20 protein-coding genes and 2 tRNA genes are annotated in these 25221 nt (G+C 60.6%); 11 read left to right on the top strand and 11 right to left on the bottom strand.

Translation table 11 applies throughout. The features are described 5' to 3' along the window. Positions 1 to 7: 7 nt before the first annotated feature. The 4 genes from KHP07_RS14965 to KHP07_RS14950 all read right to left on the bottom strand — a co-directional run bounded on the left by KHP07_RS14965 (position 8) and on the right by KHP07_RS14950 (position 4578). Entirely contained in the window at positions 8 to 1294 is a 1287-nt protein-coding gene (locus KHP07_RS14965) for a virulence factor family protein (RefSeq protein WP_214497423.1), read from the bottom strand. Then, positions 1294 to 3936 carry a bifunctional lysylphosphatidylglycerol flippase/synthetase MprF gene (gene mprF / locus KHP07_RS14960; protein ID WP_078050065.1) on the bottom strand — a complete coding sequence of 881 codons (2643 nt, stop codon included), beginning with the start codon at positions 3934 to 3936 and terminating at the stop codon, positions 1294 to 1296. Before mprF ends, KHP07_RS14965 begins: the two co-directional genes overlap by 1 nt. A 279-nt stretch (positions 3937 to 4215) precedes the next feature. After that, positions 4216 to 4292, bottom strand: a tRNA-Met gene (locus KHP07_RS14955). 209 nt (positions 4293 to 4501) lie between these two features. After that, positions 4502 to 4578, bottom strand: a tRNA-Met gene (locus KHP07_RS14950). A gap of 279 nt (positions 4579 to 4857) precedes the next feature. Between KHP07_RS14950 and dinB the strand changes: the two genes are divergently transcribed. Then, complete coding sequence (gene dinB / locus KHP07_RS14945) at positions 4858 to 5916, top strand: DNA polymerase IV (RefSeq protein ID WP_099494253.1); 1059 nt, start codon at positions 4858 to 4860, stop codon at positions 5914 to 5916. A 130-nt stretch (positions 5917 to 6046) separates the two neighbouring features. On the opposite strand, the gene KHP07_RS14940 is transcribed toward dinB, so the two are convergent. From KHP07_RS14940 to KHP07_RS14925, 4 genes are all read right to left on the bottom strand, one after another. Continuing rightward, on the bottom strand, positions 6047 to 7000 hold the full coding sequence (locus KHP07_RS14940) for a hypothetical protein (protein ID WP_025854822.1): 954 nt from the start codon (positions 6998 to 7000) through the stop codon (positions 6047 to 6049). Positions 7001 to 7020: 20 nt separating this feature from the next. Next, entirely contained in the window at positions 7021 to 8736 is a 1716-nt protein-coding gene (locus KHP07_RS14935; protein ID WP_078050063.1) for a proline--tRNA ligase, read from the bottom strand. Between the two features lie 211 nt (positions 8737 to 8947). After that, on the bottom strand, positions 8948 to 10480 hold the full coding sequence (locus KHP07_RS14930) for an AmpG family muropeptide MFS transporter (protein ID WP_078050062.1): 1533 nt from the start codon (positions 10478 to 10480) through the stop codon (positions 8948 to 8950). Positions 10481 to 10523: 43 nt separating this feature from the next. Beyond that, positions 10524 to 10838 (bottom strand): MGMT family protein, encoded by a 315-nt coding sequence (locus tag KHP07_RS14925; protein WP_223204549.1) that lies wholly within the window; start codon positions 10836 to 10838, stop codon positions 10524 to 10526. Between the two features lie 193 nt (positions 10839 to 11031). Between KHP07_RS14925 and KHP07_RS14920 the strand changes: the two genes are divergently transcribed. From KHP07_RS14920 to KHP07_RS14875, 10 genes are all read left to right on the top strand, one after another. Then, entirely contained in the window at positions 11032 to 12039 is a 1008-nt protein-coding gene (locus KHP07_RS14920; RefSeq protein WP_078050060.1) for a DUF481 domain-containing protein, read from the top strand. A gap of 105 nt (positions 12040 to 12144) precedes the next feature. Continuing rightward, positions 12145 to 12876, top strand: coding sequence for a HugZ family pyridoxamine 5'-phosphate oxidase (locus tag KHP07_RS14915; RefSeq protein WP_100492200.1), 732 nt, complete (start codon positions 12145 to 12147; stop codon positions 12874 to 12876). Positions 12877 to 12942: 66 nt separating this feature from the next. Next, a complete protein-coding gene (locus KHP07_RS14910) occupies positions 12943 to 13419 on the top strand; it encodes an FxsA family protein (RefSeq protein ID WP_025854816.1) in 477 nt (158 codons plus the stop codon). A gap of 247 nt (positions 13420 to 13666) precedes the next feature. Further along, entirely contained in the window at positions 13667 to 13963 is a 297-nt protein-coding gene (locus tag KHP07_RS14905) for a co-chaperone GroES (protein ID WP_016975516.1), read from the top strand. Between the two features lie 50 nt (positions 13964 to 14013). Further along, on the top strand, positions 14014 to 15660 hold the full coding sequence (groL, locus tag KHP07_RS14900) for a chaperonin GroEL (protein WP_078050058.1): 1647 nt from the start codon (positions 14014 to 14016) through the stop codon (positions 15658 to 15660). Positions 15661 to 15925: 265 nt separating this feature from the next. Beyond that, on the top strand, positions 15926 to 16609 hold the full coding sequence (gene colR / locus KHP07_RS14895) for a two-component system response regulator ColR (RefSeq protein WP_003175870.1): 684 nt from the start codon (positions 15926 to 15928) through the stop codon (positions 16607 to 16609). Continuing rightward, the gene (locus KHP07_RS14890; protein WP_214497422.1) at positions 16599 to 17879 is read left to right on the top strand and encodes a sensor histidine kinase; all 1281 of its coding nucleotides are present in this window, start codon (positions 16599 to 16601) and stop codon (positions 17877 to 17879) included. The genes colR and KHP07_RS14890 overlap by 11 nt, the downstream gene beginning before the upstream one ends. Before the next feature lie 188 nt (positions 17880 to 18067). Then, positions 18068 to 18748, top strand: a complete 681-nt coding sequence (locus tag KHP07_RS14885) for a class I SAM-dependent methyltransferase (protein WP_078050056.1) — start codon at positions 18068 to 18070, stop codon at positions 18746 to 18748. A 4-nt stretch (positions 18749 to 18752) separates the two neighbouring features. Beyond that, complete coding sequence (locus KHP07_RS14880; RefSeq protein WP_078050055.1) at positions 18753 to 19472, top strand: lipopolysaccharide kinase InaA family protein; 720 nt, start codon at positions 18753 to 18755, stop codon at positions 19470 to 19472. After that, positions 19469 to 19696, top strand: a complete 228-nt coding sequence (locus KHP07_RS14875; RefSeq protein ID WP_078050054.1) for a hypothetical protein — start codon at positions 19469 to 19471, stop codon at positions 19694 to 19696. Before KHP07_RS14880 ends, KHP07_RS14875 begins: the two co-directional genes overlap by 4 nt. Before the next feature lie 60 nt (positions 19697 to 19756). Here the strand turns inward: KHP07_RS14875 and KHP07_RS14870 are convergent, their stop codons facing one another. The 3 genes from KHP07_RS14870 to KHP07_RS14860 form a co-directional block, all read right to left on the bottom strand. Next, positions 19757 to 22783, bottom strand: coding sequence for a multidrug efflux RND transporter permease subunit (locus tag KHP07_RS14870; RefSeq protein WP_214497421.1), 3027 nt, complete (start codon positions 22781 to 22783; stop codon positions 19757 to 19759). Positions 22784 to 22786: 3 nt separating this feature from the next. Further along, positions 22787 to 23917, bottom strand: a complete 1131-nt coding sequence (locus KHP07_RS14865) for an efflux RND transporter periplasmic adaptor subunit (RefSeq protein ID WP_214497420.1) — start codon at positions 23915 to 23917, stop codon at positions 22787 to 22789. 204 nt (positions 23918 to 24121) lie between these two features. Continuing rightward, positions 24122 to 25219, bottom strand: coding sequence for a DUF1513 domain-containing protein (locus KHP07_RS14860; RefSeq protein ID WP_214497478.1), 1098 nt, complete (start codon positions 25217 to 25219; stop codon positions 24122 to 24124). Positions 25220 to 25221: the final 2 nt, after the last annotated feature.

Genomic DNA, 25221 nt, shown 5'->3' with positions numbered 1-25221 from the left:
GCTGGAGTTACTCGGCTTTATCCTTGGCCTGGTGCTTCACGATGATATCCACCAACCGCTTGGCCAGCGCCGGGTAGTTCTCGTCGAAGTGATGCCCACCTGGCAGCTTCAACGCCTCACCCACGGCTGTCTTGTCGGTGCAGCCGCTCTCGTCGACTTCTTCCGCGCCGTAGATGCACACCACTTTTTCAGGGGGCAGCTTGGCCATTTCCGGGCCGGTGGCGGCTTCTTTGCCGGCGTTGCCCAGCCAACCTTCCACTTCAATCTCGAAGCTGCCCGTACGGGCGAAGGCCAGCAGGATGATTGCATCCACACGCTGCTGCTCGTTTTCCGGCAGGCGGTTGTAAATGGCCGGCAATACATCGGCGCCGAACGAGTAACCGGTCAGCACGAAGCGCTTGGTGCCCCACTTCTGACGGTAGTGCTGCATCAGTTCGGTGAGGTCCTTGGCGCTTTGTTCCGGGGTCTTGTGCTGCCAGTAGTAGCGCAGGGTGTCGATACCGACCACCGGGTAGCCGATCTTGGCCATTTCACCCGCCACGTCGCGGTCCAGGTCACGCCAGCCGCCGTCACCGGAGAGGAACAGGGTGACGGTGTCCTTGGCTTGGCCCGCCGGTACTTCAACCACCGGAATGGCCAGGCCGCCGTTGTCCGAGCCCACCAGTTGCTTGCGCAACTCGTTGTTCAGCACTTGCGGGTAGTGAATGTCGTAGTCGCTGATGCTGGTGGTGGCACGCGGTGTGTCGCGTACGAAACTGGCGGCATCGTCGTCAGGGTTGTCGTTCCAGGCCACCAGCCAGCTGCCGTGGGCCGCCGTTTTCGGCAGCGGGTCCTTGCATCCTTCCTGGGTCATGGCGAAACCGACGGAGATGGCGTTGGCCTTGTCGTCGGTCTGTGCCGCCAGCCAGCGCCAGGCCAGGCTTGCGCCAGGGCCGATGCCGCTGACCAGGGTGGCCGGGCCCTTGAGCTGGTCCAGGGCGTTTTGCAGCGCCTGTTCCTGCAGCTTGCAGTCGTCCTTGGGCAGGATCACCTGGACAAGCTGCGCCTTGCCGCCCTGGCTCAAGGCAATCAGTTGGCTGTCGGTCAGGGTTGCATCGGCCAGCACGGCGACGGCGACACGGGCTTTAGGCGTGCCGTAGGGCGTTACACGGGTCATGACCGAGCCGTCGGCCTGGGGCAATTGCTCCAGGGTCGGCTGCGGGGCAGGGCGGTTCCAGTACCAATAGCCGCCACCCAGGATCAGGGCGAGCAGCACTACAAAGGCCAACACATACCGCCAAGAGCGTCGAATCATCAGCGTTTCACCAATCCAGTCAAGCCGCCCGCGATCAGGGCGGCGGTATCGGCCAGTGCCACCAGCGGATCAAGTCCTGCGGGCACGGCCATGTAACGGGGTTCCCAGTCAGGCTGGAACTTGTCTTTGAAGCGGCGCAAACCTTGGAAGTTATACAGTTGCTCGCCACGTCGGAACACCATCGAGCCCAGGCGTTGGGTCAGCGGGGCACCGCGTCGTGGTTGCAGGCCCGACAACGGCACCATGCCGAGGCTGAAGCGGGCGTAGCCGTGACTCTTATAGTGTTGAATCAGGCCGACCATCATGAATTCCATGGTCAGCTTGGGCGCGTCCGGGTGGGCGCGCATCAGGTCGAGACTGGCCAGATCGTGGTTGTAGGTCTCGAGCAGGTTGGCGAAGGCCACCGGGCGCCCCTCGAAGCGGATGATCGCAATACGAAAGTGCTTGAGGTAGTCGTCGCTGAAGCGTCCCAGGGAAAAGCCTTTTTCCCGTACGTTCTTGCCGGTCAGCCAGGCATCGGAGATCACCTTGAGTTCGTCCATCGGCGCCGTGCCGGGTTCAAAGATCTCCAGGGACAGGCCGTCCCGCGAGCCGCGGTTCCAGGTGTAGCGCAGGTCCTTCATCTCTTTGCCCTTGGCTTCCAGGTCAAAGCGTTTCAGGTCGACGCGGGCTTCTTCGCCCAGCTTGATCGCGGTGAGGCCGATGTCCATGTAGTACGGCAGGTTCTCCGCGCGGACCTGGTAGAACACCGGGCGCGCATGGTGGATGTCGCACAGGTCGCGGAACTGCCAGATCATCTCCGCCCGTGGTTGGGTCGGGCCGATCGGGTCGTACAAGGCCACCAGGCTACGCCCGCGACGGGCGTACATGAGGAAGGCTTCATCGTTGGGGTGGAACAGCAGCGCTTTATCGCCGGTGAGCGCCAGGCCACCGTCGGGCTGGGACGAGGCCATCAGGATCTTGCTGGCGCGCTCCAGTTCGTCCGGGGTCGGCAGGTGGATCACCGGGCGCGCGGTGCGCAGCAGCCAGGTCAGGGACACGATCACCAGCAGCACGGCGGCGCCCAGCAGCGAGCGCAGGCCGCGCGGAGCGTTGGCATCCAAGGTGAACTGCCACCACAGTTGGTGGCTGTAGGGCACGTCTTGATAAGCGAACAGCAGCAGCCAGATCGAAGCCCCGAGCACGCAGACACTGGCCACCAGATACAGCGGCGAGAAGGGCAGTTCGGTGAGGCGGCTGGCGCGGTAGAACGAGCGTCGGAAGATCGCCAGCAGGATGGCGGTCATGGTCATCAGGCTGGCTTCTTCCCAGTCGAAGCCTTTGAGCAGCGAGAGCAGGGCGCCCACCAGCAGCAGCACCATGGTCAGCATCCAGGCGGCCGACAGGCGTCGGCGCAGGCCCTGGGCCAGCAACAGGCAGAGCACACCGATCAGGCTCGCGCCAAAGTGTGAGGCGTCAATCAGGCGGTGGGGAATCAGAAAGCCGATGTTTTCCAGGCGTGAGTCGATTTCGGGCGTGGCGCCAGAAAACAGCAGGACCACGCCAGACAAAAAAACCAGGACGGCCAGTACTGGCGCTGCCAGCCCCGAGGCGACCCGCAAGCTTTGCTGGGTCTGGAACAGGCGCTGGGCTTCGTTGACCAGCAGGAACACACAGGCGATCAGCAGCGGCAGCACCACATAGATCATGCGGTACAGCAGCAGGGCCGCGGCCAACGGCGCGGCACCGAGTTTATCGGCGAAGGCCGCCAGCAGAATCGCTTCGAATACGCCCACACCGCCCGGCACATGGCTGAGCACACCAGCGGCCAGGGCCAGCAGGTACACCAGCAGGAAGGGACCGAACGGCGGCGCTTCCGGCAGCAGCATATAGAGGACAGTGGCGGCAGCGGCCACGTCCAGCGCGGTAATGATCAGTTGCAGGAAGGTCAGGCGGCGACCCGGCAGGCGCAGAGTGCGACGACCGGCTTTTACCAGCAGGTTATCCGGGTAGGGTTGTTCCGGCAGGCGTCGGCGATAAATGCCGATGCACAGCACCGCCGACAACAGCAGCACGGCGCCGGCAATGCCGCCCAGCAGGCCTTGCGACAGATGCAGGTAGGTAGACGCCGCCGGCAAGTTACTCAATGTGGCCAGTGCCGCCAGCGGTGGCAGGGCAGTGCCGAGGGCCAGGCTGGCAAACACGGTCATGTGGGCGACTTCCGAAGCCCCGATGCCATGGCGTGCATATAAACGGTAGCGAACCGAACCGCCCGAGAGCATCGACAAGCCAATCGCATTGCCGATGGCGAACGCCGTAAAGCCACCCAGGGCCAGGGTCTTGGCGGGCAAATTGACCCCCGCGTAGCGTGCGCCGGAAAATTCATAGCCCAATAGAATGACAAAACCGGCGACGGCGGCGGCAAAGGCGCCGAGCAGCGCGGGTTTGGGCACTTCCAGGATCGAATCGTGGAGGGCGTAGAGGTCCAGTTCCAGCAGCAGGTGGCGGCAGGCGATCAGGGCGATGGCAAACAGCAGCAACGTGACGGCCAGCCCGATGGGTTGCCGATACTTGCTCACCAGATCCAGCCAACGTAAACGAGTGGGTGTGATCGGTTGTTCTGCTGTGACAGTGTCTTGTGGTTCAGACGAGTTGGCGCGCATCAATCACCTCGTGGATTGTGCGCGACAGGATGGAGGTATCCAGCCAAGTTACCAATCCCTATGGACAAAATAATTACAAATATTAACGCGTATCACCGGGTGCGGCGACAGCGGCCATTGGTCGTAGAGGGTAGCGATTGAGCATTGAGCATAGCTTGCACAGAGATGGACTCAACAAACCGTGTAGGGTTTCATGAAAGATGCCATGCCATTGTTTCAGAAGAACTTTTTCACCGGATACAAAAAAGGCCACTCTTTCGAGTAGCCTTTTTTGATGTTTGGTTGCGGGAGCCGGATTTGAACCGACGACCTTCGGGTTATGAGCCCGACGAGCTACCAGACTGCTCCATCCCGCGTCTGTGGGCGGCATTCTACAGCCCAACGGCGGGGTGTCAACCGTTAATGGGCTGATGGGTCAAATAAGTGTGAATTTGTCGTTACACGTTGACCAAGGACGGTAAGTGCGCGACGAGTAAAGATTTTTTTGTCTTACAATTTTCGTACAGGAAGGAAAAACGAGCAGGCACAAAAAAGGCCACTCTTTCGAGTAGCCTTTTTTGATGTTTGGTTGCGGGAGCCGGATTTGAACCGACGACCTTCGGGTTATGAGCCCGACGAGCTACCAGACTGCTCCATCCCGCGTCTGTGTGTCGGCATTCTACAGAGGAACGCCAGTGTGTCAACCTGTGAATTGAAGAAAAGCGCTTGTGCTTCAATCGCTTAGCTCTCCATAAGGTCCCTTGATAGCGCTCGGGCCCAGTCTGGCTAAGGCTTTCAGCTCTATCGGAAGGCCAAATTCGATTGAGAAAATAAATTCATCTTGGAATTTTCCTACCGCTCAAGCGGAAGAATCAAACTACTGGTGCTATATACAGGTGTGAATGCGATACTGGCCACCCGTAGGTTTACACCCCCTTTTATATGACGCAGCGCAAAATCATCCACGTCGACTGTGATTGCTTCTACGCCGCCATCGAGATGCGCGATGACCCGAGCCTGGCACAAAAGCCGTTGGCAGTCGGCGGCTCGGCGGACCGGCGCGGGGTGATTGCGACCTGCAACTACGAGGCGCGTGCCTACGGCGTACGCTCGGCGATGTCATCACGTCATGCGTTAAAGCTGTGCCCGGACCTGACCATCGTCAAGCCGCGCATGGATGCTTATAAAGAAGCGTCGAAGGAAATCCAGACGATCTTTCGCGACTACACCGACCTGATCGAACCTCTGTCGCTGGATGAAGCCTATCTGGACGTGTCTGACAGCCCGCATTTCGGCGGCAGCGCCACGCGCATCGCCCAGGACATACGCCGCCGCGTCTCCAACCAATTGCACATCACCGTGTCTGCCGGTGTGGCGCCGAACAAGTTCCTGGCCAAGATCGCCAGCGACTGGAAGAAACCCAACGGATTGTTCGTGATCACCCCGGACCAGGTCGAAGACTTTGTCTCGCAGCTGCGGGTAAGCAAGTTGCACGGCGTGGGCAAGGTCACGGCGGACAAGCTCGCCCGCCTGGGGATCGAGGACTGCCTGCAACTGCGCGAATGGAACAAGCTGGCGCTGGTGCGCGAATTCGGCAGTTTTGGCGAGCGCCTGTGGAGCCTGGCGCGTGGGATCGATGATCGCGCGGTGCAAAACGACAGTCGCCGACAATCGATCAGTGTGGAAAACACCTACGACGTGGACCTGCCGGATCTCTCAAGCTGCCTGGCCAAACTCCCTGAGCTGATGGACACCCTGGCCGGACGCATGGCGCGCATCGACAGCAGTTACCGGGCGGGTAAGCCGTTCGTTAAGGTGAAGTTTCATGATTTTACCCAGACCACCTTGGAGCAGGCGGGGGCAGGGCGGGACCTGGAGAGTTATCAACAGCTGCTGACGCAGGCGTTCAATCGCGGCGGGAAGCCGGTGCGGTTGCTGGGGATTGGGGTGCGTTTGCTGGATTTAAGCAATGGCAACGAACAGCTCGAGTTCTCTTGGTAGAAACCGAGAACCACATGTGGGAGCGGGCTTGCTCGCGAATACGGAGTGTCAGTCACCAGATGCATTGACTGATCTACCGCATTCGCGAGCAAGCCCGCTCCCACATTAGATCTACAACATTTTTGAAGTCTTAGCGCGCCCCAGGGTCCGCCACCAACCGCCCTGCATCCTTGGTCAACGCCTGCAGGAATTCCTGCTGCAACTCGGGATCATTGCGGGTCAGTTCGATCAGGCTTTGTTCCAGTTCGCTGGCTTCTTCTTCCAGGCCCAGCTCCGACAGGCGTTTGACCCGGTGCACCCACTGGCTGACTTCGTCGTCTTCCAGGTCGTCGTAGATCAGGCCGTGAGCTTCCAGCAACTTGCCGCGCAGGGTGTTGCTGATCGCCAGGGTCGAGTCCGAATGCACGTCGTCCTGGCCATCTTCCACGCTGATCTTCAGGGTCGTGACGCGGTTCAGGTCTTGCTCGGCAAACGGGCTGTCCAACAGGTTCAGGCGCAGGACGCCGTTGCGGTCGGTGGTGAGCTCATGCACTTGCTTGCCGGCGGTAACCTGCACTGGGCGCTCGCTCCAGGGTAGGCTCGAATACTCCACACGCTTGTCGCGCTGGACTTCATCGATACCCGCCAGGTTCTGTTGCGCACGGCCGTGGGATTGCACGTTCATGAACGGGTTGAGGCCGTCAACGCCGTAGGTCAGCCAGTCGTGGGTCATGCTGGTGGGCAGGTTGCCGAGGGCGAAAATGTTCGCCACGTTGGCGCCCGCGCCCGCCACCAAGGCGACCGCCCCCAATGGCATCTCATAGAGTTTGCGCCAGGGTTGGTAGGGGGTGTAGCGATCGTAACGGCGGGTGACTTCGAACTCGGTGACCTCGAAGGTCTTCTGCTCGTGAATGCGAACCCGGCGTTGCGGCAGCTCCAGCACTTTGGGGTCGCCTACATCGATCTGCAGGCTGTGGTCGAGCAACTTACGCTCGACCCGCTCCTCGTGCTCACTGCGTTGCGACATCTGGTTGGCGCAGCCGCTGACCAGCAGGGCGCCGCACAAGGCGGCGCCCCCCAGGGCTCTGGTGTTTCGCTTGAACATGACTTCTCTTGATCTGGTTTTCAGCGACGAATACGCGCCTGAAGGAAAGACAGCACGTCAGCCACCGGCAACGGTTGGGCTTCGGCTTCGGTCCGGCTCTTGTATTCCAGATTGCCATCGGCCAGGCCGCGGTCACTGACCACGATCCGGTGCGGGATGCCAATCAGTTCCATGTCGGCGAACTTGATGCCCGGGCTGGTTTTCTTGTCCCGGTCATCCAGCAGCACTTCAAAACCAGCAGCCGTGAGTTCGGCATACAGCTTGTCGGTGGCTTCGCGTACTTGCTCGGTTTCATAACGCAGCGGCACCAGGGCGACCTGGAACGGCGCGAGGGCGTCACTCCAGATGATGCCTTTCTCGTCGTTGTTCTGCTCGATGGCAGCGGCCACCACGCGGGATACGCCAATGCCGTAGCAGCCCATGTCCAGGGTGATCGGCTTGCCGTTCTCGCCCAGCACTTCGCACTTCATTGCCTTGCTGTACTTGTTGCCCAGCTGGAAGATGTGCCCGACTTCGATGCCGCGCTTGATTTCCAGGGTGCCCTTGCCATCCGGGCTTGGGTCACCGGCGACCACGTTACGCAGGTCGGCCACGGTCGGAACCGGCAGGTCACGCTCCCAGTTCACGCCGAAGTAGTGCTTGTCGTCGATGTTGGCGCCGATACCGAAGTCGCTCATCAGCTCGACCGAACGGTCGATGATGATCGGCAGCGGCAGGTTCAGCGGGCCCAGCGAGCCGGCGCCGGCGCCAATCGCGTCACGCAGTTCGGCGTCGGTGGCCATGACCAGCGGGCTGGCCACGCCAGGTTGCTGGGCCGCCTTGATTTCGTTGAGTTCGTGGTCGCCACGGATCACCAGGGCGATCAGCTTGCCTTCTTCTTCGGCGCGCACGATCAGGGTCTTGATGGTCTTTTCAATCGGCAGATTGAATTTTTCCACCAGGGCCGCGATGGTCTTGGTCTCTGGCGTGTCCACCAGGCGCAGCTCTTGCGTCGGTGCTGGACGGGAGGTTTCCCGTGGCACGGCTTCGGCTTTCTCGATGTTCGCCGCGTAGTCGGAACCGTTGCTGAATACGATATCGTCTTCGCCGGACTCGGCCAGCACGTGGAATTCGTGGGAGCCGGCGCCGCCGATGGAGCCGTTGTCCGCTTCAACCGGGCGGAATTTCAGGCCCAGGCGTGTGAACACGTTGCAGTAGGCCTGGTGCATGCGGTCGTAGGTGACCTGCAGCGAAGCCTGGTCGGCGTGGAACGAGTAGGCGTCCTTCATGATGAATTCACGGCCGCGCATCAAACCGAAGCGTGGGCGGATTTCGTCACGGAATTTGGTCTGGATCTGGTACAGGTTCAGCGGCAGCTGCTTGTAGCTGCTCAGCTCGTTGCGCATCAGGTCGGTGATCACTTCTTCGTGGGTCGGGCCGGCGCAGAAGTCGCGGCCATGACGATCCTTGAAGCGCAGCAACTCAGGGCCGTACTCTTCCCAGCGCCCGGATTCCTGCCACAGTTCAGCCGGTTGGGTGCTCGGCATCAACACTTCCAGAGAGCCGGCGGCGTTCATTTCTTCACGAACGATGGCTTCGACCTTGCGCATCACCTTCAAGCCCATGGGCAGCCAGGTGTACAGGCCGGAGGCCAGTTTGCGGATCATGCCGGCACGCAGCATCAGCTGGTGGCTGATCACGACCGCGTCGGAAGGCGTTTCTTTCTGTGTGGCGAGCAAATATTGACTGGTACGCATGGTAGGCCGTTGTCGGTTGCTTGGACTTGAAATGACTTGGGATTGTACGGGCGGTTGCAGCCGGAGTACAGGCATCAGGTTGCGGGGTGTTTCTATCGGAACCGGGCTTGTGTGGGAGCTGGCTTGCCTGCGATGGGAGCGGCGCGGTGTGTCTGTTGCATCAGGGGGATGCTATCGCAGGCAAGCCAGCTCCCACATGGACCGAGGTGTGTCAGTCGTCTACCGGTGGATTCAACCGAGCCCGCCGATTCTCCTGATACCAATGCAAGGCAATCAGCAGCAAGGTCGGCACACCCAGCATGCAGGTGATCAGGAAGAAATTGTGGTACCCGAACTTCTCGACCATGACGCCCGAGTACCCGCCGATCAAGCGCGGCAGCAACAGCATGATGGAGCTGAGCAAGGCGTATTGAGTGGCGGAGAACTTCAGGTTGGTCAGGCTCGACAGGTAGGCGACAAACGCCGAGGTCGCCAGCCCGGAGCTGAAGTTATCCAGGGAGATGGTGAAGATCAGCATCTGCAGGTCCGGGCCCATGTCGGCGAGCATCACGAACAGCAGGTTGGTGCCGGCAGAGGCCACGCCGCCGATGAACAGGATCGGCAGGATGCCGAAGCGCACGATCAGCAGGCCACCCATGCCGGCGCCCAGCAGGGTCATGATCAGGCCGAAGATCTTGCTGACCCCGGCGATCTGGTCCTTGGTAAACCCCTGGTCGATGTAGAACACGTTGGCCATCACGCCCATCACGGTGTCCGACATGCGATAGGTGGCGATCAGCCCCAACAGCAGCAACGCCTGCCAGCGGTAGCGCAGGATGAAGTCGTTGACCGGCGTCAGCACGGGCGCCAGGCCACGGCGACCCATGGCCGACAGGCACAGGGCGGTGAGGGTGATATAGAGGATGGCCCGCAGGAAGGCGCGGTCCTCCATCAGCAACTCCCACAGGCTCACGCCGTGGAACAGCACACTGGCGAAATCGGTGTTGTACAGTTGGGTGAACATCGCTGGCACCGACACCAGCAGCACGATCAGTACAAACACCGAGACCAATTGATGCACAAAGCTGTAGCGCCCGGCCTGCAATTGGGTGCGCAGTGGCACGTTCGGCTCGCGCATAAAGAAGGTGGTCAGCAGGGCCGGGATCATCAGCACGCCAAACAACACATAGGTGCCGGTCCAGGCCGAGTGTTTATAGTTGAAGCCGGTTGAGCCAAACCCTTCGGCAAAAAACAGGGCGCCCGCCGTGGCCAGCAGGGCGGCGATGCGATAGCCGGACATGTAGCTGGCGGCCAGAGCAGCCTGTCGGCTGTCGTCGGCGATTTCCAGGCGATAGGCGTCGACGGCGATGTCCTGGGTGGCGGAGGCAAAGGCGACGATCACGGCGATAGCGATCAGCCAGGACAGGTGTTTCTGCGGGTCGCAAAAGCCCATGCCGATCAATCCGAGGATCACCAACGATTGGGCCAGTACCAGCCAGGAGCGACGACGTCCGAGTTTACCGAGCAGCGGCAGGCGCCATTGATCGAGCAGCGGCGACCACACCCATTTAAAGGCATACGCCAGGCCGATCAGGCTCGCATAGCCGATGGTCTCGCGGGCCACACCGGCCTCACGCAACCACACTGAAAGCGTCGAGAACACCAACATGTAAGGCAAGCCGGCGGCAAAGCCGAGCAACAACAGCACTAACGTCGAGGGGCTGGCATAGGCGGCGAGCGCGGCGCGCCAGGTTTTACGGGGCATGGGCTGGAGTCTGCCTCAGATTCACGGAAACAAAGCGCGCACTCTAACCGCTGTGCTCTACCGGGCGCCAGCCATGGCGCTGAATATCCACGCGATTGTTGCGGACAGTGACGCCTTCGTCGCGCAAACGCGCGCGTTGTTCGTCACCCGAGGCACTGCCCACCGGCAGACTTATCCGACCACCGGCACCCAACACACGGTGCCAGGGCAACCGGGTGTCTTCGGGAAGTTGGCTCAACGTGCGTCCCACCCAGCGCGCGGCGCGCCCGAGGCCTGCCAGTTGGGCCAGCTCGCCGTAGCTCACCACGCAGCCTTCGGGCACTTGCGCCAAGGTCAGGTACAGCGCAGTACGGCGCATTTCGGCAGGGGTTTGCGGGGTTTCGGCGGGTGGGTTCACGGTGGGTCGATCCGTTTAAAATGTCGGTCTTTCTGTAAGAAACGTCTGTAAACATGCCAGTGAGAATTGAACTCAACATTAATCCTTGAGTCAGTCCTAGCTATCTAACACGATAATCGCCCCTTTTCGCCAACCTTGAGCTCCTAATCCGCTTATGTTGTCCAGAACCCTGCTGTGCCTCGCTGTTTTCAGCGCCTCCACGCCCTTGCTGGCCGATACCGTCTGGTTGAAAAACGGTGACCGCCTGACCGGCAAGATCAAGGTCTTCGACGGTGGCAAGCTGCTGATCCAGACCGATTATGCCGGCGCCATCCCTGTGGACTGGAAACAGGTGAAAACCCTGGAAAGCGACCAGGAACTGCTGGTTAAGCAAGACGCTTACATCGGCGAGAAGGCCAAGTCCCTCAAGGCGGCGGATGACGGCAAGGTGGTGCTGGCCAATGGCGAAGCGCCCAAGACCGTCGACCTGGCCAGCATCCAGCAGATCATCAAGCCCAAGCCTGTGATCGAAGACCTGGTGTGGAAAGGTAATGTGGACATGGCGCTGGACTACAAACGCGCCGACAAGGACACCAACGACTACGACATCGACTTCAAGACCACGGCGCGTCATGGCCAATGGCGCCATACCGGCCAGGGCGAGTACAACCGCGAGTTCCAGGACGATGTCACCACCACCGACAACTGGGCGTTGGAATATGACCTCGACCGCTTCCTGACCGAGCATTGGTTCTGGCAGGGGCGCTTGACCTACAAGCGCGACAAGGTTGAAGACCTCTCCCGGCAGCGCACCGTCGGTACCGGCCCGGGCTATCAGTTCTGGGACGATGAGCTGGGCGCGTTCTCCCTGGGCTCGCTGGTCAACCGCACCGACTACGAATACGCCGATGGCGGCAAGGACAACTTCTATTCCCTGGCCATGAAGTGGAACTACAACCGCTACCTGGTGGGCAAGACCGTCGAATTCTTCACCAACGGCGAAGTGGGCAAGCCCATCGACGGTCCGGCGGAGTATTCCCTGGATGCCGAAATGGGCCTGCGCTACAAAGTCACCGAGTGGGCGTCCCTCAACCTCAAGGCCGAGCGCGACGTTATCAGCGGCGACTCCGACAGCAGCCTGAGCAAGACCCGCTACACCGCAGGCTTCGGCGTGGCCTGGTAACACGGGCGTACAAAACCTGCTTGGCAACCTTTGCGGATGTGATTACCTTGCGTTGAGATCCATTCCCATAGGCCGTGGGCGGCTGATTATCCGAGGAGTCATACGTTGAGCGCACAGGTTGCCAAGAACGCCCGAGAGCTGTTGCTCAAGGAATACCGTGGGGCTCTCTCCACATTGTCCAAGGCCATGCCCGGCTTTCCGTTCGGGTCGGTCGTACCGTATTGCCTCGACGAGCAGGGTCGCCCGTTGATCCTGATCAGCCGTATCGCCCAGCACACCCATAACCTGCAGAAAGACCCCAAGTGCTCGCTGCTGGTGGGTGAGCGCGAGGCCGACGACGTGCAGGCCGTCGGGCGCCTGACCTACCTGGCCGAAGCCGAAAAACTGGAAGAGGGTGCTGCCATCGAGGCGGCGGCCGAGCGTTATTACCGCTACTTCCCCGATTCTGCCAACTACCATAAGGCCCACGACTTTGACTTCTGGGTGCTCAAGCCCGTGCGTCATCGTTACATCGGCGGCTTTGGCGCGATTCACTGGGTCGACCAATTGACCTTGGCCAACCCGTTCGCGGGCAAGGCGGAACGCAGCATGATCGAACACATGAACAGCGATCACACCAAGGCCATTGCCCATTACGTCGCGCTGACCGGCTTGCCAACCTTCGAGCCTGCGCAGTTGGCGGGTATCGACAGTGAAGGCATGCACCTGCGCATTGGCCAGTCGCTGCATTGGTTGCCGTTTGCAGCGTCTTGCAACACGCCGACACAAGTGCGCGAAGCCTTGGTTTCGTTGGCCCACGCCGAGGTCTGGCCGAAAAAAGAGGCCGCCGACGCTTGAATTCACGAAATGGCGACGTCATCTAAGGTGGACTGGCAAGGCATTCTTGCGTTGAGGAACCATTTGATGCGCCCTTTTTTGTTGCTCTTTCTGCTATTCCCAGTGTTGGAGCTGTTCGTATTCGTTCAAGTCAGCGGTGCGATCGGGTTTTTCCCAGCCCTGTTGCTGATCATTCTCGGCTCGATGCTCGGCGTTCTGGTGCTGCGCGTCGCCGGCCTGGCCACGGCGCTGCGTGCCCGTGAAAGCCTGAACCGCGGCGAGCTGCCTGCCCAGACCATGCTTGAAGGCCTGATGATGGCCCTGGCCGGTGGCTTGTTGATCCTGCCTGGCTTTATCAGCGACGTGGTTGGCCTGGTCATGTTGCTCCCCGTCACCCGTAAGCTGTTGGCGGGCAAGATGCGCCAGCGTGCTGAAGAGGCTGCCATCCGTCAGCGTGCGTTCGCCGACGACCTGCAACCCCGTGGCGGCCCGGCCCCGCGTCAGCCGCTGGGGCGTGAAGGTGATGTGATCGAAGGCGAGTTCGAACACCGCGACAGCAAGTAACCGCTTCACTGGCACGGCACCTTCGGGTGCCGTGTTGCATTTACGGGTCGGCAGACGCAAAAAATTTCATCCCCGGCCCCTTGTAATAAGCTTATGCGCCCTTATGTAACGGTCACCGCAAGGTTTCTGGTGGCGACACCAGACAGACTTCCGCGTCTTGCTTGGCGAGGCGCGACCGGCACAGCCGGACTACAACCCGCCGGTACAGACACCGGCCGATGAAAAACACAATTAGGAGAGATCGACAATGAGCAAGCTTCGTCCTCTGCACGACCGCGTCGTAATCCGTCGCAGCGAAGAAGAAAAGAAAACCGCCGGCGGGATCGTTCTGCCAGGTTCGGCTGCCGAGAAAGCCAACCACGGTGTGATCGTCGCTGCTGGCCCAGGCAAAACCCTGGAAAACGGTGAAGTGCGTGCTCTGGCCGTTAAAGTCGGTGACAAGGTTGTATTCGGCCCTTACTCCGGCAGCAACACTGTGAAAGTTGACGGCGAAGACCTGCTGGTCATGGCTGAGAACGAGATTCTCGCCGTACTGGAAGCGTAATTTCCCCGCTCATTTTCCCGTTACTCCAAAGTATTTAAGGATTATCGATCATGGCTGCTAAAGAAGTTAAATTCGGCGATTCCGCCCGCAAGAAAATGCTCACCGGTGTCAACATCCTGGCTGACGCAGTAAAAGCGACCCTGGGCCCGAAAGGCCGTAACGTGATCATCGAGAAGAGCTTCGGCGCTCCGACCATCACCAAGGACGGCGTTTCCGTAGCCAAAGAAATCGAACTGGAAGACCGTTTCGAGAACATGGGCGCGCAGCTGGTCAAAGACGTTGCCTCCCGTGCCAACGATGACGCAGGCGACGGCACCACCACCGCTACCGTTCTGGCTCAGGCCATCGTCAACGAAGGCTACAAAGCCGTCGCTGCCGGCATGAACCCAATGGACCTCAAGCGCGGCATCGACAAGGCAACCATCGCCATCGTCGCCGAGCTGAAAAACCTGTCCAAGCCATGCGCTGACACCAAGGCTATCGCCCAGGTAGGTACCATCTCTGCCAACTCCGACAGCTCCATCGGCGACATCATTGCCGAAGCCATGGAAAAAGTCGGTAAAGAAGGCGTGATCACCGTTGAAGAAGGCACTGGCCTGGAAAACGAACTGTCGGTTGTAGAAGGCATGCAGTTCGACCGTGGCTACCTGTCCCCGTACTTCGTCAACAAGCCAGAAACCATGGTTGCCGAGCTGGACAGCCCGCTGATCCTGCTGGTCGACAAAAAGATCTCGAACATCCGCGAAATGCTGCCAGTGCTGGAAGCCGTTGCGAAAGCCGGACGCCCACTGCTGATCGTTTCCGAAGACGTTGAAGGCGAAGCCCTGGCGACTCTGGTTGTGAACAACATGCGTGGCATCGTCAAAGTCGCAGCCGTCAAGGCGCCAGGCTTCGGCGACCGTCGCAAGGCCATGCTGCAGGACATCGCCGTTCTGACCGGCGGTACCGTTATCTCCGAAGAGATCGGCCTGAGCCTGGAAAGCGCTACCCTGGAAAACCTGGGCAGTGCCAAGCGCGTGACCATCTCCAAAGAAAACACCATCATCGTTGACGGTGCTGGCGTAGAGCAGGACATCCAGGCTCGTATCACTCAGATCCGTGCCCAGGTTGCCGAAACTTCGTCCGACTACGACCGTGAAAAACTGCAAGAGCGCCTGGCCAAGCTGTCCGGCGGCGTTGCAGTGATCAAGGTTGGCGCCGGTTCCGAAGTTGAAATGAAAGAGAAGAAAGCCCGCGTTGAAGACGCCCTGCACGCAACCCGCGCAGCCGTCGAAGAAGGCGTGGTACCTGGCGGTGGCGTTGCGCTGATCCGTGCTCTGGAAGCCCTGGCCAACCTGACCGGCGACAACGCTGACCAGAACGTCGGTATTGCCGTACTGCGTCGCGCTGTTGAAGCACCACTGCGCCAGATCGCTGCCAACTCCGGCGACGAGCCAAGCGTTGTGGTCAACGAAGTCAAGAACGGCAAAGGTAACTACGGTTACAACGCTGCGACTGGCGTCTACGGCGACATGATCGAAATGGGCATCCTGGACCCTACCAAGGTGACTCGTTCCGCGCTGCAAGCTGCAGCCTCCATCGGTGGCCTGATCCTGACCACCGAAGCTGCTATCGCTGACAAGCCTAAGCCTGAAGGCTCGGCTGGCGGCGGTATGCCAGACATGGGCGGCATGGGTGGCATGGGCGGCATGATGTAAGCCAGCCTTACCCCCGTACTGAAAAAGCCCCGCCGGCAGTGATGCCGGCGGGGCTTTTTTATGCCTGGGTTTCGCCAGGCGTGAGGGTGCATCATCCTGCCAGCCTTTCTGTGGGCTCCGAGTGAAGCGATAGTGAAAAACTCGTGAAGGGAACCAATGGGTTGAAAAAACTTATAGAGTCGTGCCGCTGCCCTAGTCGTAAGCCACACTTGGCCTTAAGCTGCGCGAGCCAACACGGCCGTTACCGCGTACGGAGACACTGCCCATGCGAATTCTATTGGTTGAAGACAACCGCGATATTCTGGCCAACCTGGCCGATTACCTGGGGCTAAAGGGCTATACCGTCGACTGTGCGCAGGACGGTTTATCAGGCCTGCACTTGGCCGCCACCGAGCATTACGACTTGATCGTGCTCGACATCATGCTGCCCGGCATCGACGGCTACACCCTGTGCAAACGCCTGCGCGAAGATGCACGCCGCGACACACCGGTGATCATGCTCACCGCCCGCGATCAACTGGATGACCGGTTGCAGGGCTTCAAGTCCGGCGCCGATGACTACCTGCTCAAACCGTTTGCCCTGTCGGAACTGGCCGCGCGCATCGAAGCCGTGCTGCGCCGAGCCCAGGGTGGCGGACGCCGCGCCCTGCAGGTGGGTGACCTGAGCTACGACCTCGACACCCTGGAAGTGACCCGCGAAGGGCGCCTGCTCAAGCTCAACCCGGTTGGCTTGAAACTGCTGGCGGTGCTGATGCAGAAGAGCCCGCACGTGCTGCGTCGCGAAATTCTCGAAGAAGCCCTGTGGGGCGATGACTGCCCGGACAGCGACAGCCTGCGCAGCCACGTTCACCAATTGCGCCAAGTGATCGATAAGCCGTTCGCCAAGCCGTTGCTGCAAACGGTGCACGGCGTTGGTTATCGCTTGGCCGAGGGTCGAGATGGAGTTTAAGCAAAGCCTTGCCCAACGGATCATCATCGCCTTTGCCTTGATGAGTGCGTTGGTGGCGGGCGCCTTTGCCATGGGCATCGTTGCGACCGTGCACCTAGTGGAAGAGAAGTTGATCTCGGCGGGCCTGGGCGGCGACTTGCAACGCCTGCTGCTGATGGACACCGTCGAGGACTGGCGGCACCGGCCCGAGCCGGATCAGCTGTTTTACTTCAGTGGCGGGCCTGGCGACTTCGAGTTGCCCAAGGATTTGCGACACCTTGAGCCCGGCTTCCATGAAGTCTTCCGCGAGTCGCTGTCGTACCACGCCATGGTCGAAGTGGTCGACGGTCGGCGCTATGTGCTGCTGCAGGATCAAAGCGATTTCGAAGAGCGCGAGCGCGTGCTGTTTGCCGTGGTGCTGGTGGGCTTCGTGCTGAGCCTGGCGCTGGCGGTGTTCCTCGGTTGGGTCCTGGCGCGCAAGGTGATGGCACCGGTTGTACGCCTGGCGCGCCAGGTCCGTCATCGTGACCAACTGCTGGGCCTGGCACCGCCGCTGGCGCCGGACTACGCGGCCGACGAAGTGGGTGAGCTGGCAGTGGCCTTCGATGCCACGCTGGGGCGCTTGCGTCAGGCGCTGTCTCGCGAGCAATTGTTTACCAGTGACGTAAGCCACGAATTGCGCACGCCGTTGATGGTGCTGGCCAGCTCCTGCGAATTGCTGCTGGAAAACCCGGCCATCGATCAGCGTGGGCGCAACCAGGTCGAGCGCATTGCCCGTGCTTGTGAAGAAATGCGCGAGCTGGTGCAGACCTTCCTGATGCTGGCCCGTGCCGAACATGACGAGAGCACCATGTCGCCCCAGGTCAGCCTGGAGCAAGTGGCTGACGACCTGCTCGGTATCTGGCGCGACCCTATCGAGCGCAAGGGCCTGGAGCTGATCTACCAGCCGGGCAGCCCGCTGGATACCCGCTATAACGCCACGTTCCTGCATGCGGTGATGGGCAACCTGTTGCGCAATGCGCTGCATTACACCGAGCAGGGCTTTATTCGCCTGACGTTGGAGCCGAGCGGTTTTGTGGTGGAAGACACTGGTGTGGGCATCCCCGAGGACAAGCGCGAAGCGATGTTCGAGCCGTTTGTGCGCGGCAACGAGAAGCGGGGCGAGGGCCTGGGCCTGGGGTTGTCGCTGGTCCAGCGCATCTGCGAAAACCAGGGCTGGAGCGTGAGCCTCAGCACCATGGACCCCAATGGCTGCCGCTTTCATGTGCAATTGAGTCAGGTCAACACCTGACTTCACCCCCTGCCGCTATCCTGCCAGAGATCACCGCTATTCGGCGAAGATGGCCCCATGCCATTGCTTGTCTCTGTAAAGTCTTGAAATGTATGGGATTGGACAGGACAAGTTTTTCACAACGGGTTGACCAGTTGATCACAGCGCGATGCCTAAGGTTGTAGGCATCAGCAACTGGAGATCCGTTGATGTCTACCCCGATCAAACTCGAATTTTCCGAAAAGTACGACGACGAACACGCCCACGAATATTTGCTCAAGCATCAGGACAATCTCGCTCGCCGGCTGTCCCACAAACGCGACGAGCAATTGGCCCGTGGCGCGTTGGCGATGGCCGGTGAGCCTGGCCTGGTGCTGGACTTGCCGTGTGGCGCCGGGCGTTTCTGGCCGTTGCTGGCCGAAAAGCCCAACCGCGTGATCATCGGTGCCGATAATTCGGCGTCGATGTTAAAGGTGGCAACCGTCGCCCAGCCCGCCGATGTGGTGAAACGGGTACGGCCTTTGCAGACATCTGCCTTTGATATCGATTTGCCAGATAACGCGGTCGACAGCATTTTCTGCATGCGCTTGTTGCACCACATTGGTGATCCGGCGCACCGGCTGGCGATATTGCGGGAGTTTCAGCGTGTTACTCGAGATAGCGTGATCGTTTCATTGTGGGTCGATGGCAACTTCAAAGCCTGGAAACGCAAGCGTCTCGAAGGTCAGCGTCGCAAGAAGGGTGAGCAGGAAGGTTACCAAAATAGATTTGTGTTACCGGCTGCTACTGTTGAAGCCGAGTTCGAGGAAGCCGGTTTTCGAGTTCAGGAGTCCCTGGACTTCATTCCGCTCTATGCCATGTGGCGAGTGTACGTATTACGCAAGAGGTAACAGGATGGCAGTTGAGTGCGTAGCAGGCAGTCATGTAGCGCCCGAAGAACGTTTTGATTATTTCTGGCGCCAGCAGGGCGAGTGGGTCGAAGAGCCTAACCGTCGGCGTGGTGGTGAAAGCGGTGTGCAGCGCGTGATGGGCACCAATGGACGCTTGCTCTACGCCAAGCGCCAGACCGGGCATATCTACCGCAGCTGGCTGCACCCGTTGGGCCGCCCCACTGTGCTGCGCGAGCGGGACGCGATCAAGGGCCTGCGCCTGTTGGATGTACGCGTGCCGGAGATGGTCTTCTGCGAGGCGCGCCGCGACTCCGAGCAGCGCTGGCAGGCACTGTTGGTGACCGCCGCCCTGGATGGCTTTGACGAAATCGAAAACTGGTACGCCGCCGGTGGCCGTGAGCAGTACGGCGAGCTTGTGCACGAGCGCGTGCTCAAGGAACTGGCCGGCACCCTGGCGCGCATGCACCGCGGGCGCTGGCAACACGGTTGCCTGTATATCAAGCATATTTTCGTGCGGGTGACGGGCGAAGGTGACGCCGCCAACGTTGAAGTGGCACTGCTGGATTTCGAGAAATGCCGCCAGCGCTTGACCGCTTATCGGGCCGCCTCCCATGACATGCTGCAACTGCGTCGCCATTCGTCGTGGAACGCTACCGACTGGGCGAAACTCAGCTACTTTTACGAGACGGCGTTTGGCAGCGCTATCAAGGGTTTAACCAGATGAAGCTAGAAATAGCACGAGGTCTGTTCCTGGTCGGGGCGTTGGGCGTTGCAGCCATGGCGCTGGCGGCCTGGGAACAGCCTCGCACACAGGTGCTCAGTGCAACGCAGGGTGGCGGGCAATGCCTGTTGCCGCGCGTTGCCAAGGCGAGCACTGCGGTCAAGCCTGATCATGAACTGTTGCTGTTCATGTTTGGCATGTCTCAAGGCATGAGGCCGCAGAGTTGAAACGATTCAAACCCCCGGAAAAGGGCCTTGCGATGCGAGGCCCTTTTTTTTGCCTGCGTGTCAGGCCTTGTCCGGCTTGGCCAGTAAGGTATAGACGCACGGCAACACAAACAACGGGAACAGCGTGCCGATCGACATCCCCGTCGCAATCACCATACCGATATCGAACCGACTGACCGCGCCAGCGCCCGTGGCGAAAATCAGCGGCACCATGCCGAACACCATCGCCGCAGTGGTCATCAGCACCGGCCTTAGGCGAATTGCGGCGGCTTCTTCGACTGCCTGGCGGGGCGTCAGGCCCTTGTCCTTGCGCAGTTGGTTGGTGAACTCCACGATCAGGATCCCGTGCTTGCTGATCAAGCCGATCAGCGTGACCAAACCGACCTGGGTGTAGATGTTCAGGCTCGACCAACCCAGAAACAGCGGAATCAGCGCCCCACAGATCGACAATGGCACCGTCACCAGGATTACCAGCGGGTCACGGAAGCTTTCGAACTGCGCCGCCAGCACCAAAAAGATGATCGCCAGGGCCAGGCCAAAGGTAACCCACAACGCCGTGCCTTCCTGGATGAATTGCCGGGACGCGCCGCTGTAGTCGAATGCATAGCCGGGCGGGGTTTCTTCAATGGCAATCTGGCGCACCGTGTCGATGGCTTCGCCCATGCTGACAATAGGGAAGCCCGAGATCAGCGCCGAGTTGAGTTGCTGGAACTGGTTCAACTGCCGAGGGCGGGCGCGGTCCGTGACGGTGATCAGCGTGGAGAGTGGCAACAGCTCAGCCTTGGCGTTTTTTACGTAGTAGTTGTTCAGCCATTCGGGGTTGTCGCGGTAAGCACGTTCGACCTGGGCGATCACCTTGTAACTGCGCCCGTCCAGGGTGAACCGGTTGATTTCCGCCTCCGCCAGCAAGGTGGCCAGGGTGCCGCCGAGGTCCTGCATCGACACACCCATCTGCGCCGCCTTGGCGCGGTCGATATCCACCACCACTTCAGGTTTGTCGAACGCCAGGTCGATGTCCACGAAGGCAAACTTGCCCGACTCCATCGCGCGTTTTTTCACGCGGTTGGCCACCTCGAGCAACGACTCATAATCGTTGGCCGTGTTGATGACGAAACCGAACGGCAAGCCTTCACCCGTGCCGGGCAAAGAGGGCAGGTTGAAGCCGAACACTTGCAGGCCGGGTATCTGCTCCAGGCGCTTTTGCACCTCGGGCAGGATTTGCATCTGCGTGCGGTCGCGCTCATTCCACGGCTTGAGCAGGAAACCGCCGATGCCCGACTGCACCCCGTTGAAGCCATTGATCTGGAACGACGAGTAGTACTCCGGAAACTCTTTGAAGATCTGGATGAATTCGTCGGTGTAGGTGTTGAGGTAATCGAGGTTGGTCGGCTGCGGCGCACTGGCCATCATGAAAATGATGCCCTGGTCTTCGTCCGGTGCCAGTTGCGACTGGGTGAACTTGAGGAACAGCGGGATCAGGCACAGCACAATCAACGCAAACACGATCACCACCGGCCGCGTGTTCAGGGTGCCGTGCAGCATGCGTTGGTAGCGGCGCTTGAGGCCGTCGAAAATCCGGTCGAGACGGTGAGACAGGCCCGAAGGGTTTTCATCGTGACGCAACAACAGCGCGCACATCATCGGCGACAGCGTCAGGGCGACGATCCCGGAGATGATCACCGCCCCGGCCAGTGTCAGCGCGAACTCCTTGAACAAGGCGCCGGTAAGCCCTTCGAGAAAACCAATCGGCGCATACACCGCCGCCAGGGTGATGGTCATCGACACCACCGGCAAGGCGATCTCCCGCGCGCCTTCCAGCGCTGCGTCCAGGGGCGTCTTGCCTTCCTCGATATGCCGGTGGATGTTTTCCACCACCACGATGGCGTCGTCCACCACCAGGCCAATGGCCAGGACCATCGCCAGCAGGGTCAGCAGGTTGATCGAGTAGCCCATCAACTGCATGAAGAACAGCACGCCGATCATCGACAGCGGGATAGTGATCACCGGGATCACCACCGAACGTAGGGCGCCGAGGAACAGGAACACCACGACGATCACGATCAGCACCGCTTCAAACAGGGTCTTGACCACCTCGTTGATGGAGGCCTGGATAAACAGCGTGGCGTCGTAGGCGATTTCTGCCTTGAGGTTGGGCGGCAGCTGGGATTCCAGCTCCGGCATGATCTTGCGCACTTCCTTGATTACATCCAGCGGGTTGGCGCTGGGCGTGGCCTTGATGCCGATGTACACCGACGGGGTGCCGCCAAACGAGCTGATCGCGTTGTAGTTTTCCGCGCCCATTTCCACCCGTGCCACGTCCCGCAGCAGCACACGGCTGTCGCCGTCGGTTTTCACGGTGATCGCGCCAAAGGCCTCGGCGGACTTGAGGTCGGTGTTGGCGTTGATGCTGGTGACCACGAACTCGCCCTTTACCTCGCCGGCGGCGGACAGGAAGTTGTAGCGGCGCACGGCGTCGGTGATGTCGCTGGCACTGAGGCCGAAGCCCGCGAGCTTGACCGGGTCTAGCCAGATACGCATGGCAAACACCTGGTTGCCGAGGATCTCCGCTTCGGCCATGCCGGGCAGGGTGGCGAGCTTGGGCTGGATCACGCGCGATAAATAGTCGGTGATCTGCGGGTTGCTCAGTTCCCCGCTGGAGAAGCTGATGTACATCAGTGCCGAGGCGTCGGCGGCCTCTTTGCTCAGCACCGGGTCTTCGGCGTCCTGCGGCAGTTTGTTCTTCACCTCGTTGGCCTTGGCCAGCAACTCGGTAAACAGCCGGTCACTGTTGGCGCCGATGCGCGCGTAGATCGAGATCACCGAGAAGTTCTGGCGGCTCACCGAGGTCATGTAGTCAATGCCTTCGGCACTGGCCAGGCTTTGCTGCAGGGGCTGGGTGATATAGCCCTGGATGGTCTCTGCGTTGGCACCAGGGTAGGCGGTGGTCACTGTGATCAGGGCGTTTTCCATACTCGGGTACTGGCGCAACGGCAGCTTGCTGTAGGCCTGGAAGCCCAGCAACACGATCAGCAGGCTGACCACCATGGCCAGCACGGGTCGGCGGATGAAGACGTCGGTGAACTTCATGACTCAGTGCCCTGCCGGCAGGTTTTTGTCCGGGCTGATGGCAATGGGCGTGCCGTTGTCCAGCTTTAACTGGCCGGCGCTGACCACCTGCTCGCCGGCTTTCAAGCCTTTGTTCACCCGTACCAGGCCGCCGCGTCGTTCACCGGTTTCGACAAAGCGTCGTTCGGCGATTAGCAGGGGCTTACCATCGGCATCCTTTTCCACCTCGCCGCTCTCGGTTTTTTTCTCGGCCACGGCGTACACCGAGTTGCCGTAGAGGGTGTAGGTAATTGCGCCTTCAGGCACCACGATCTGCGGGGCGGGGTTGGGCAGTAGCACGTCCAGGCTGGTGAACATGCCGGGCAGCAGCTTGCCCTCCGGGTTGACCAGCGTGGCGCGCACCAGCACGTTGCGCGTGCTGTTCTCCACCTTGGGGTTGATCGCGCTGACGCTGCCGCGAAATTGCTCGCCAGGGTAAGCCGAGACTTCCACCTGCACCGCCTGCCCGAGGGCGACCTTGGGCACGGAGTGTTCGGGGATATAGAAATCGACGTAGAGGCTGCTGATGTCCTGCAGGGTGGCGATCACGGTGCCGCTGGCCAGGTAGTCACCCACGTCCACCTGGCGAATGCCGATGGTGCCGCTGAACGGCGCGACGATGTGCTTTTTCGCCAGCGACGCCTTGAGCTGGTTGACTGTGGCCTTGTTCTTTTGCAGTTGCGCGGAAAGGCGATCGAACTCGCCTTTGGAGATGGCCTGGCTGCCCACCAGCTGGCTGCCGCGACCGTAATCCAGCTGGGCCAGGCCCAGATCCGCCTGGGCGGTTTCCAGCAGGGCGCTTTCCACTGCGCTGTCGAGTTGCACCAACGGTTGCCCGGCCTTGACCTTCTGCCCGGACTCGAACTGCACGTCCTTGACCGTGCCGGCCACCTCCAGGCTCAGGTTCACCCCTTGCAACGCCTTGAGCGTACCCACCGAAGGCAAGCGCAGTTGCCAGGGCTGCTCGGCCGCCGTCGCGACGGCCACACTGACCGGCGGCTTGGGTTTGGAAAAAACCTGAATCTGCTGATAGATGGAAAAGGCTTTATAGCCCGCCAACAGCAGCACGATTAACAGGACGACACCCAACATGATCAGCATGCGACGGCGCAGCATATTCCGATTCCTTGGAAAAACTGGGACAGACGAAGACAGACGATTGTCGGAACATTACTCCGAGTATTGGGGGTATTCCACTCGGTATTTTTGACAGGTAAACGGACCTGTAGGCGCCCGGCTTGCTGGCGATAGCGTACTTCGCATCGCCGCAAGGCTTGAGGCCCTCATCGCCGGTAAGCCGGGCTCCTACAGGGAATCGCGTCAGATCAAGTGAAGATGGTTGTCCCAGAGCCCTGCGGGCAATTCTAACGGTTTTGCTACCAGTTGTTTCTGGCGGCAATCGTAGAAGCGGCAACGACCCTGGCCGGAGGTGACGACAAAGCCGTCCTCGACGGCCCCCACACCGGCACAGTCAGGCAGCGGCCCATCCAGGCGCAGCGCGCCGCTGTCCATGTCCCAGATAAAGAAGCGATTGCCCCGCGGCGCGGTCAACGCCACCAGGCGCAGTTCGCTGTGCACCGCCACGCTGGCGGTGTAGTGCCCCATGGCCTGCAACTGCTCATCGGCCACCGGGAAGGCTACGAACGGCTGCCCTGGACGCTTGATCGCCAACAACTCGGAGCGCTCCTGGGACGGCCCCATGAACTGCTGCCCAGTGAGGATGGTGCCATCGCTGGCGATCCCCATGTGGCGCACGCTGTTCATCTGCTGGCCGAGGGTTTCCTTGCTGATCAAGGTGCCGTCGCGGTGCATCAGCACCAGGCTCGGTTCCATGGCGTTGAGGTTCATCTCCACGCGGCTTTCGGCTTCGGTGCGAATGCCGCCGTTGGCCACCACCAGGGTTTCGCCATCGGGCATCCACGACACCTGGTGCGGGCCGATACCGTGGGTGGAGAGCTCACCGCTGTGCACCAGCCGCTCGCCTTCGAACCTGTACACGCCGAGCAGGCCACGGCCAGGTTCTGAGGTGTCGTTTTCGGTGGCGTACAGCCAATCGCCGCTCTTGTGGATGACCGCGTGGCCATAGAAGTGGCGATTGGCATGGGAGGTGATGGTTTGCAGCAGCGCGCCATCACGCAGGTCGATCAGATAACTCTCGGTACCCGGGCGACGGGCGACAAACAGCGCGATCGGCAGCGTCGGGTGGTTGATGATGTCGTGGCAGCGCTGGCCGACCTGTGTGGCAAACACCGGCTTGCCGTCCAGGCGGTAGCCGACGGCGTAGTGCTTGCCGTCCGCATCATCGCGCGCCGACAGCAGCAGCGGGCCCTTGTCCTTGCTTTTGAACAGCGTCCAGCCACCCAGAGTGAGTGCACTGAGCAGCACGCTGCCAACGGCCAAAGCCTGTCGCCTGAGCATCA

Origin of the sequence: Pseudomonas sp. VS40, from assembly GCF_018587885.1 — a bacterium.
GTDB lineage: Bacteria > Pseudomonadota > Gammaproteobacteria > Pseudomonadales > Pseudomonadaceae > Aquipseudomonas > Aquipseudomonas pergaminensis.
Note: the sequence above shows the minus strand (reverse complement) of the source record. Positions and strands in the feature narration are given on the sequence as shown.

Coding starts and splice junctions, on each gene's coding strand:
- KHP07_RS14965 (WP_214497423.1), bottom strand. CDS start 1,294: ATGATTCGACGCTCTTGGCGGTATGTGTTGGCCTTTGTAGTGCTGCTC.
- mprF (WP_078050065.1), bottom strand. CDS start 3,936: ATGCGCGCCAACTCGTCTGAACCACAAGACACTGTCACAGCAGAACAA.
- dinB (WP_099494253.1), top strand. CDS start 4,858: ATGACGCAGCGCAAAATCATCCACGTCGACTGTGATTGCTTCTACGCC.
- KHP07_RS14940 (WP_025854822.1), bottom strand. CDS start 7,000: ATGTTCAAGCGAAACACCAGAGCCCTGGGGGGCGCCGCCTTGTGCGGC.
- KHP07_RS14935 (WP_078050063.1), bottom strand. CDS start 8,736: ATGCGTACCAGTCAATATTTGCTCGCCACACAGAAAGAAACGCCTTCC.
- KHP07_RS14930 (WP_078050062.1), bottom strand. CDS start 10,480: ATGCCCCGTAAAACCTGGCGCGCCGCGCTCGCCGCCTATGCCAGCCCC.
- KHP07_RS14925 (WP_223204549.1), bottom strand. CDS start 10,838: ATGCGCCGTACTGCGCTGTACCTGACCTTGGCGCAAGTGCCCGAAGGC.
- KHP07_RS14920 (WP_078050060.1), top strand. CDS start 11,032: ATGTTGTCCAGAACCCTGCTGTGCCTCGCTGTTTTCAGCGCCTCCACG.
- KHP07_RS14910 (WP_025854816.1), top strand. CDS start 12,943: ATGCGCCCTTTTTTGTTGCTCTTTCTGCTATTCCCAGTGTTGGAGCTG.
- KHP07_RS14905 (WP_016975516.1), top strand. CDS start 13,667: ATGAGCAAGCTTCGTCCTCTGCACGACCGCGTCGTAATCCGTCGCAGC.
- groL (WP_078050058.1), top strand. CDS start 14,014: ATGGCTGCTAAAGAAGTTAAATTCGGCGATTCCGCCCGCAAGAAAATG.
- colR (WP_003175870.1), top strand. CDS start 15,926: ATGCGAATTCTATTGGTTGAAGACAACCGCGATATTCTGGCCAACCTG.
- KHP07_RS14890 (WP_214497422.1), top strand. CDS start 16,599: ATGGAGTTTAAGCAAAGCCTTGCCCAACGGATCATCATCGCCTTTGCC.
- KHP07_RS14885 (WP_078050056.1), top strand. CDS start 18,068: ATGTCTACCCCGATCAAACTCGAATTTTCCGAAAAGTACGACGACGAA.
- KHP07_RS14880 (WP_078050055.1), top strand. CDS start 18,753: ATGGCAGTTGAGTGCGTAGCAGGCAGTCATGTAGCGCCCGAAGAACGT.
- KHP07_RS14875 (WP_078050054.1), top strand. CDS start 19,469: ATGAAGCTAGAAATAGCACGAGGTCTGTTCCTGGTCGGGGCGTTGGGC.
- KHP07_RS14870 (WP_214497421.1), bottom strand. CDS start 22,783: ATGAAGTTCACCGACGTCTTCATCCGCCGACCCGTGCTGGCCATGGTG.
- KHP07_RS14865 (WP_214497420.1), bottom strand. CDS start 23,917: ATGCTGCGCCGTCGCATGCTGATCATGTTGGGTGTCGTCCTGTTAATC.
- KHP07_RS14860 (WP_214497478.1), bottom strand. CDS start 25,219: ATGCTCAGGCGACAGGCTTTGGCCGTTGGCAGCGTGCTGCTCAGTGCA.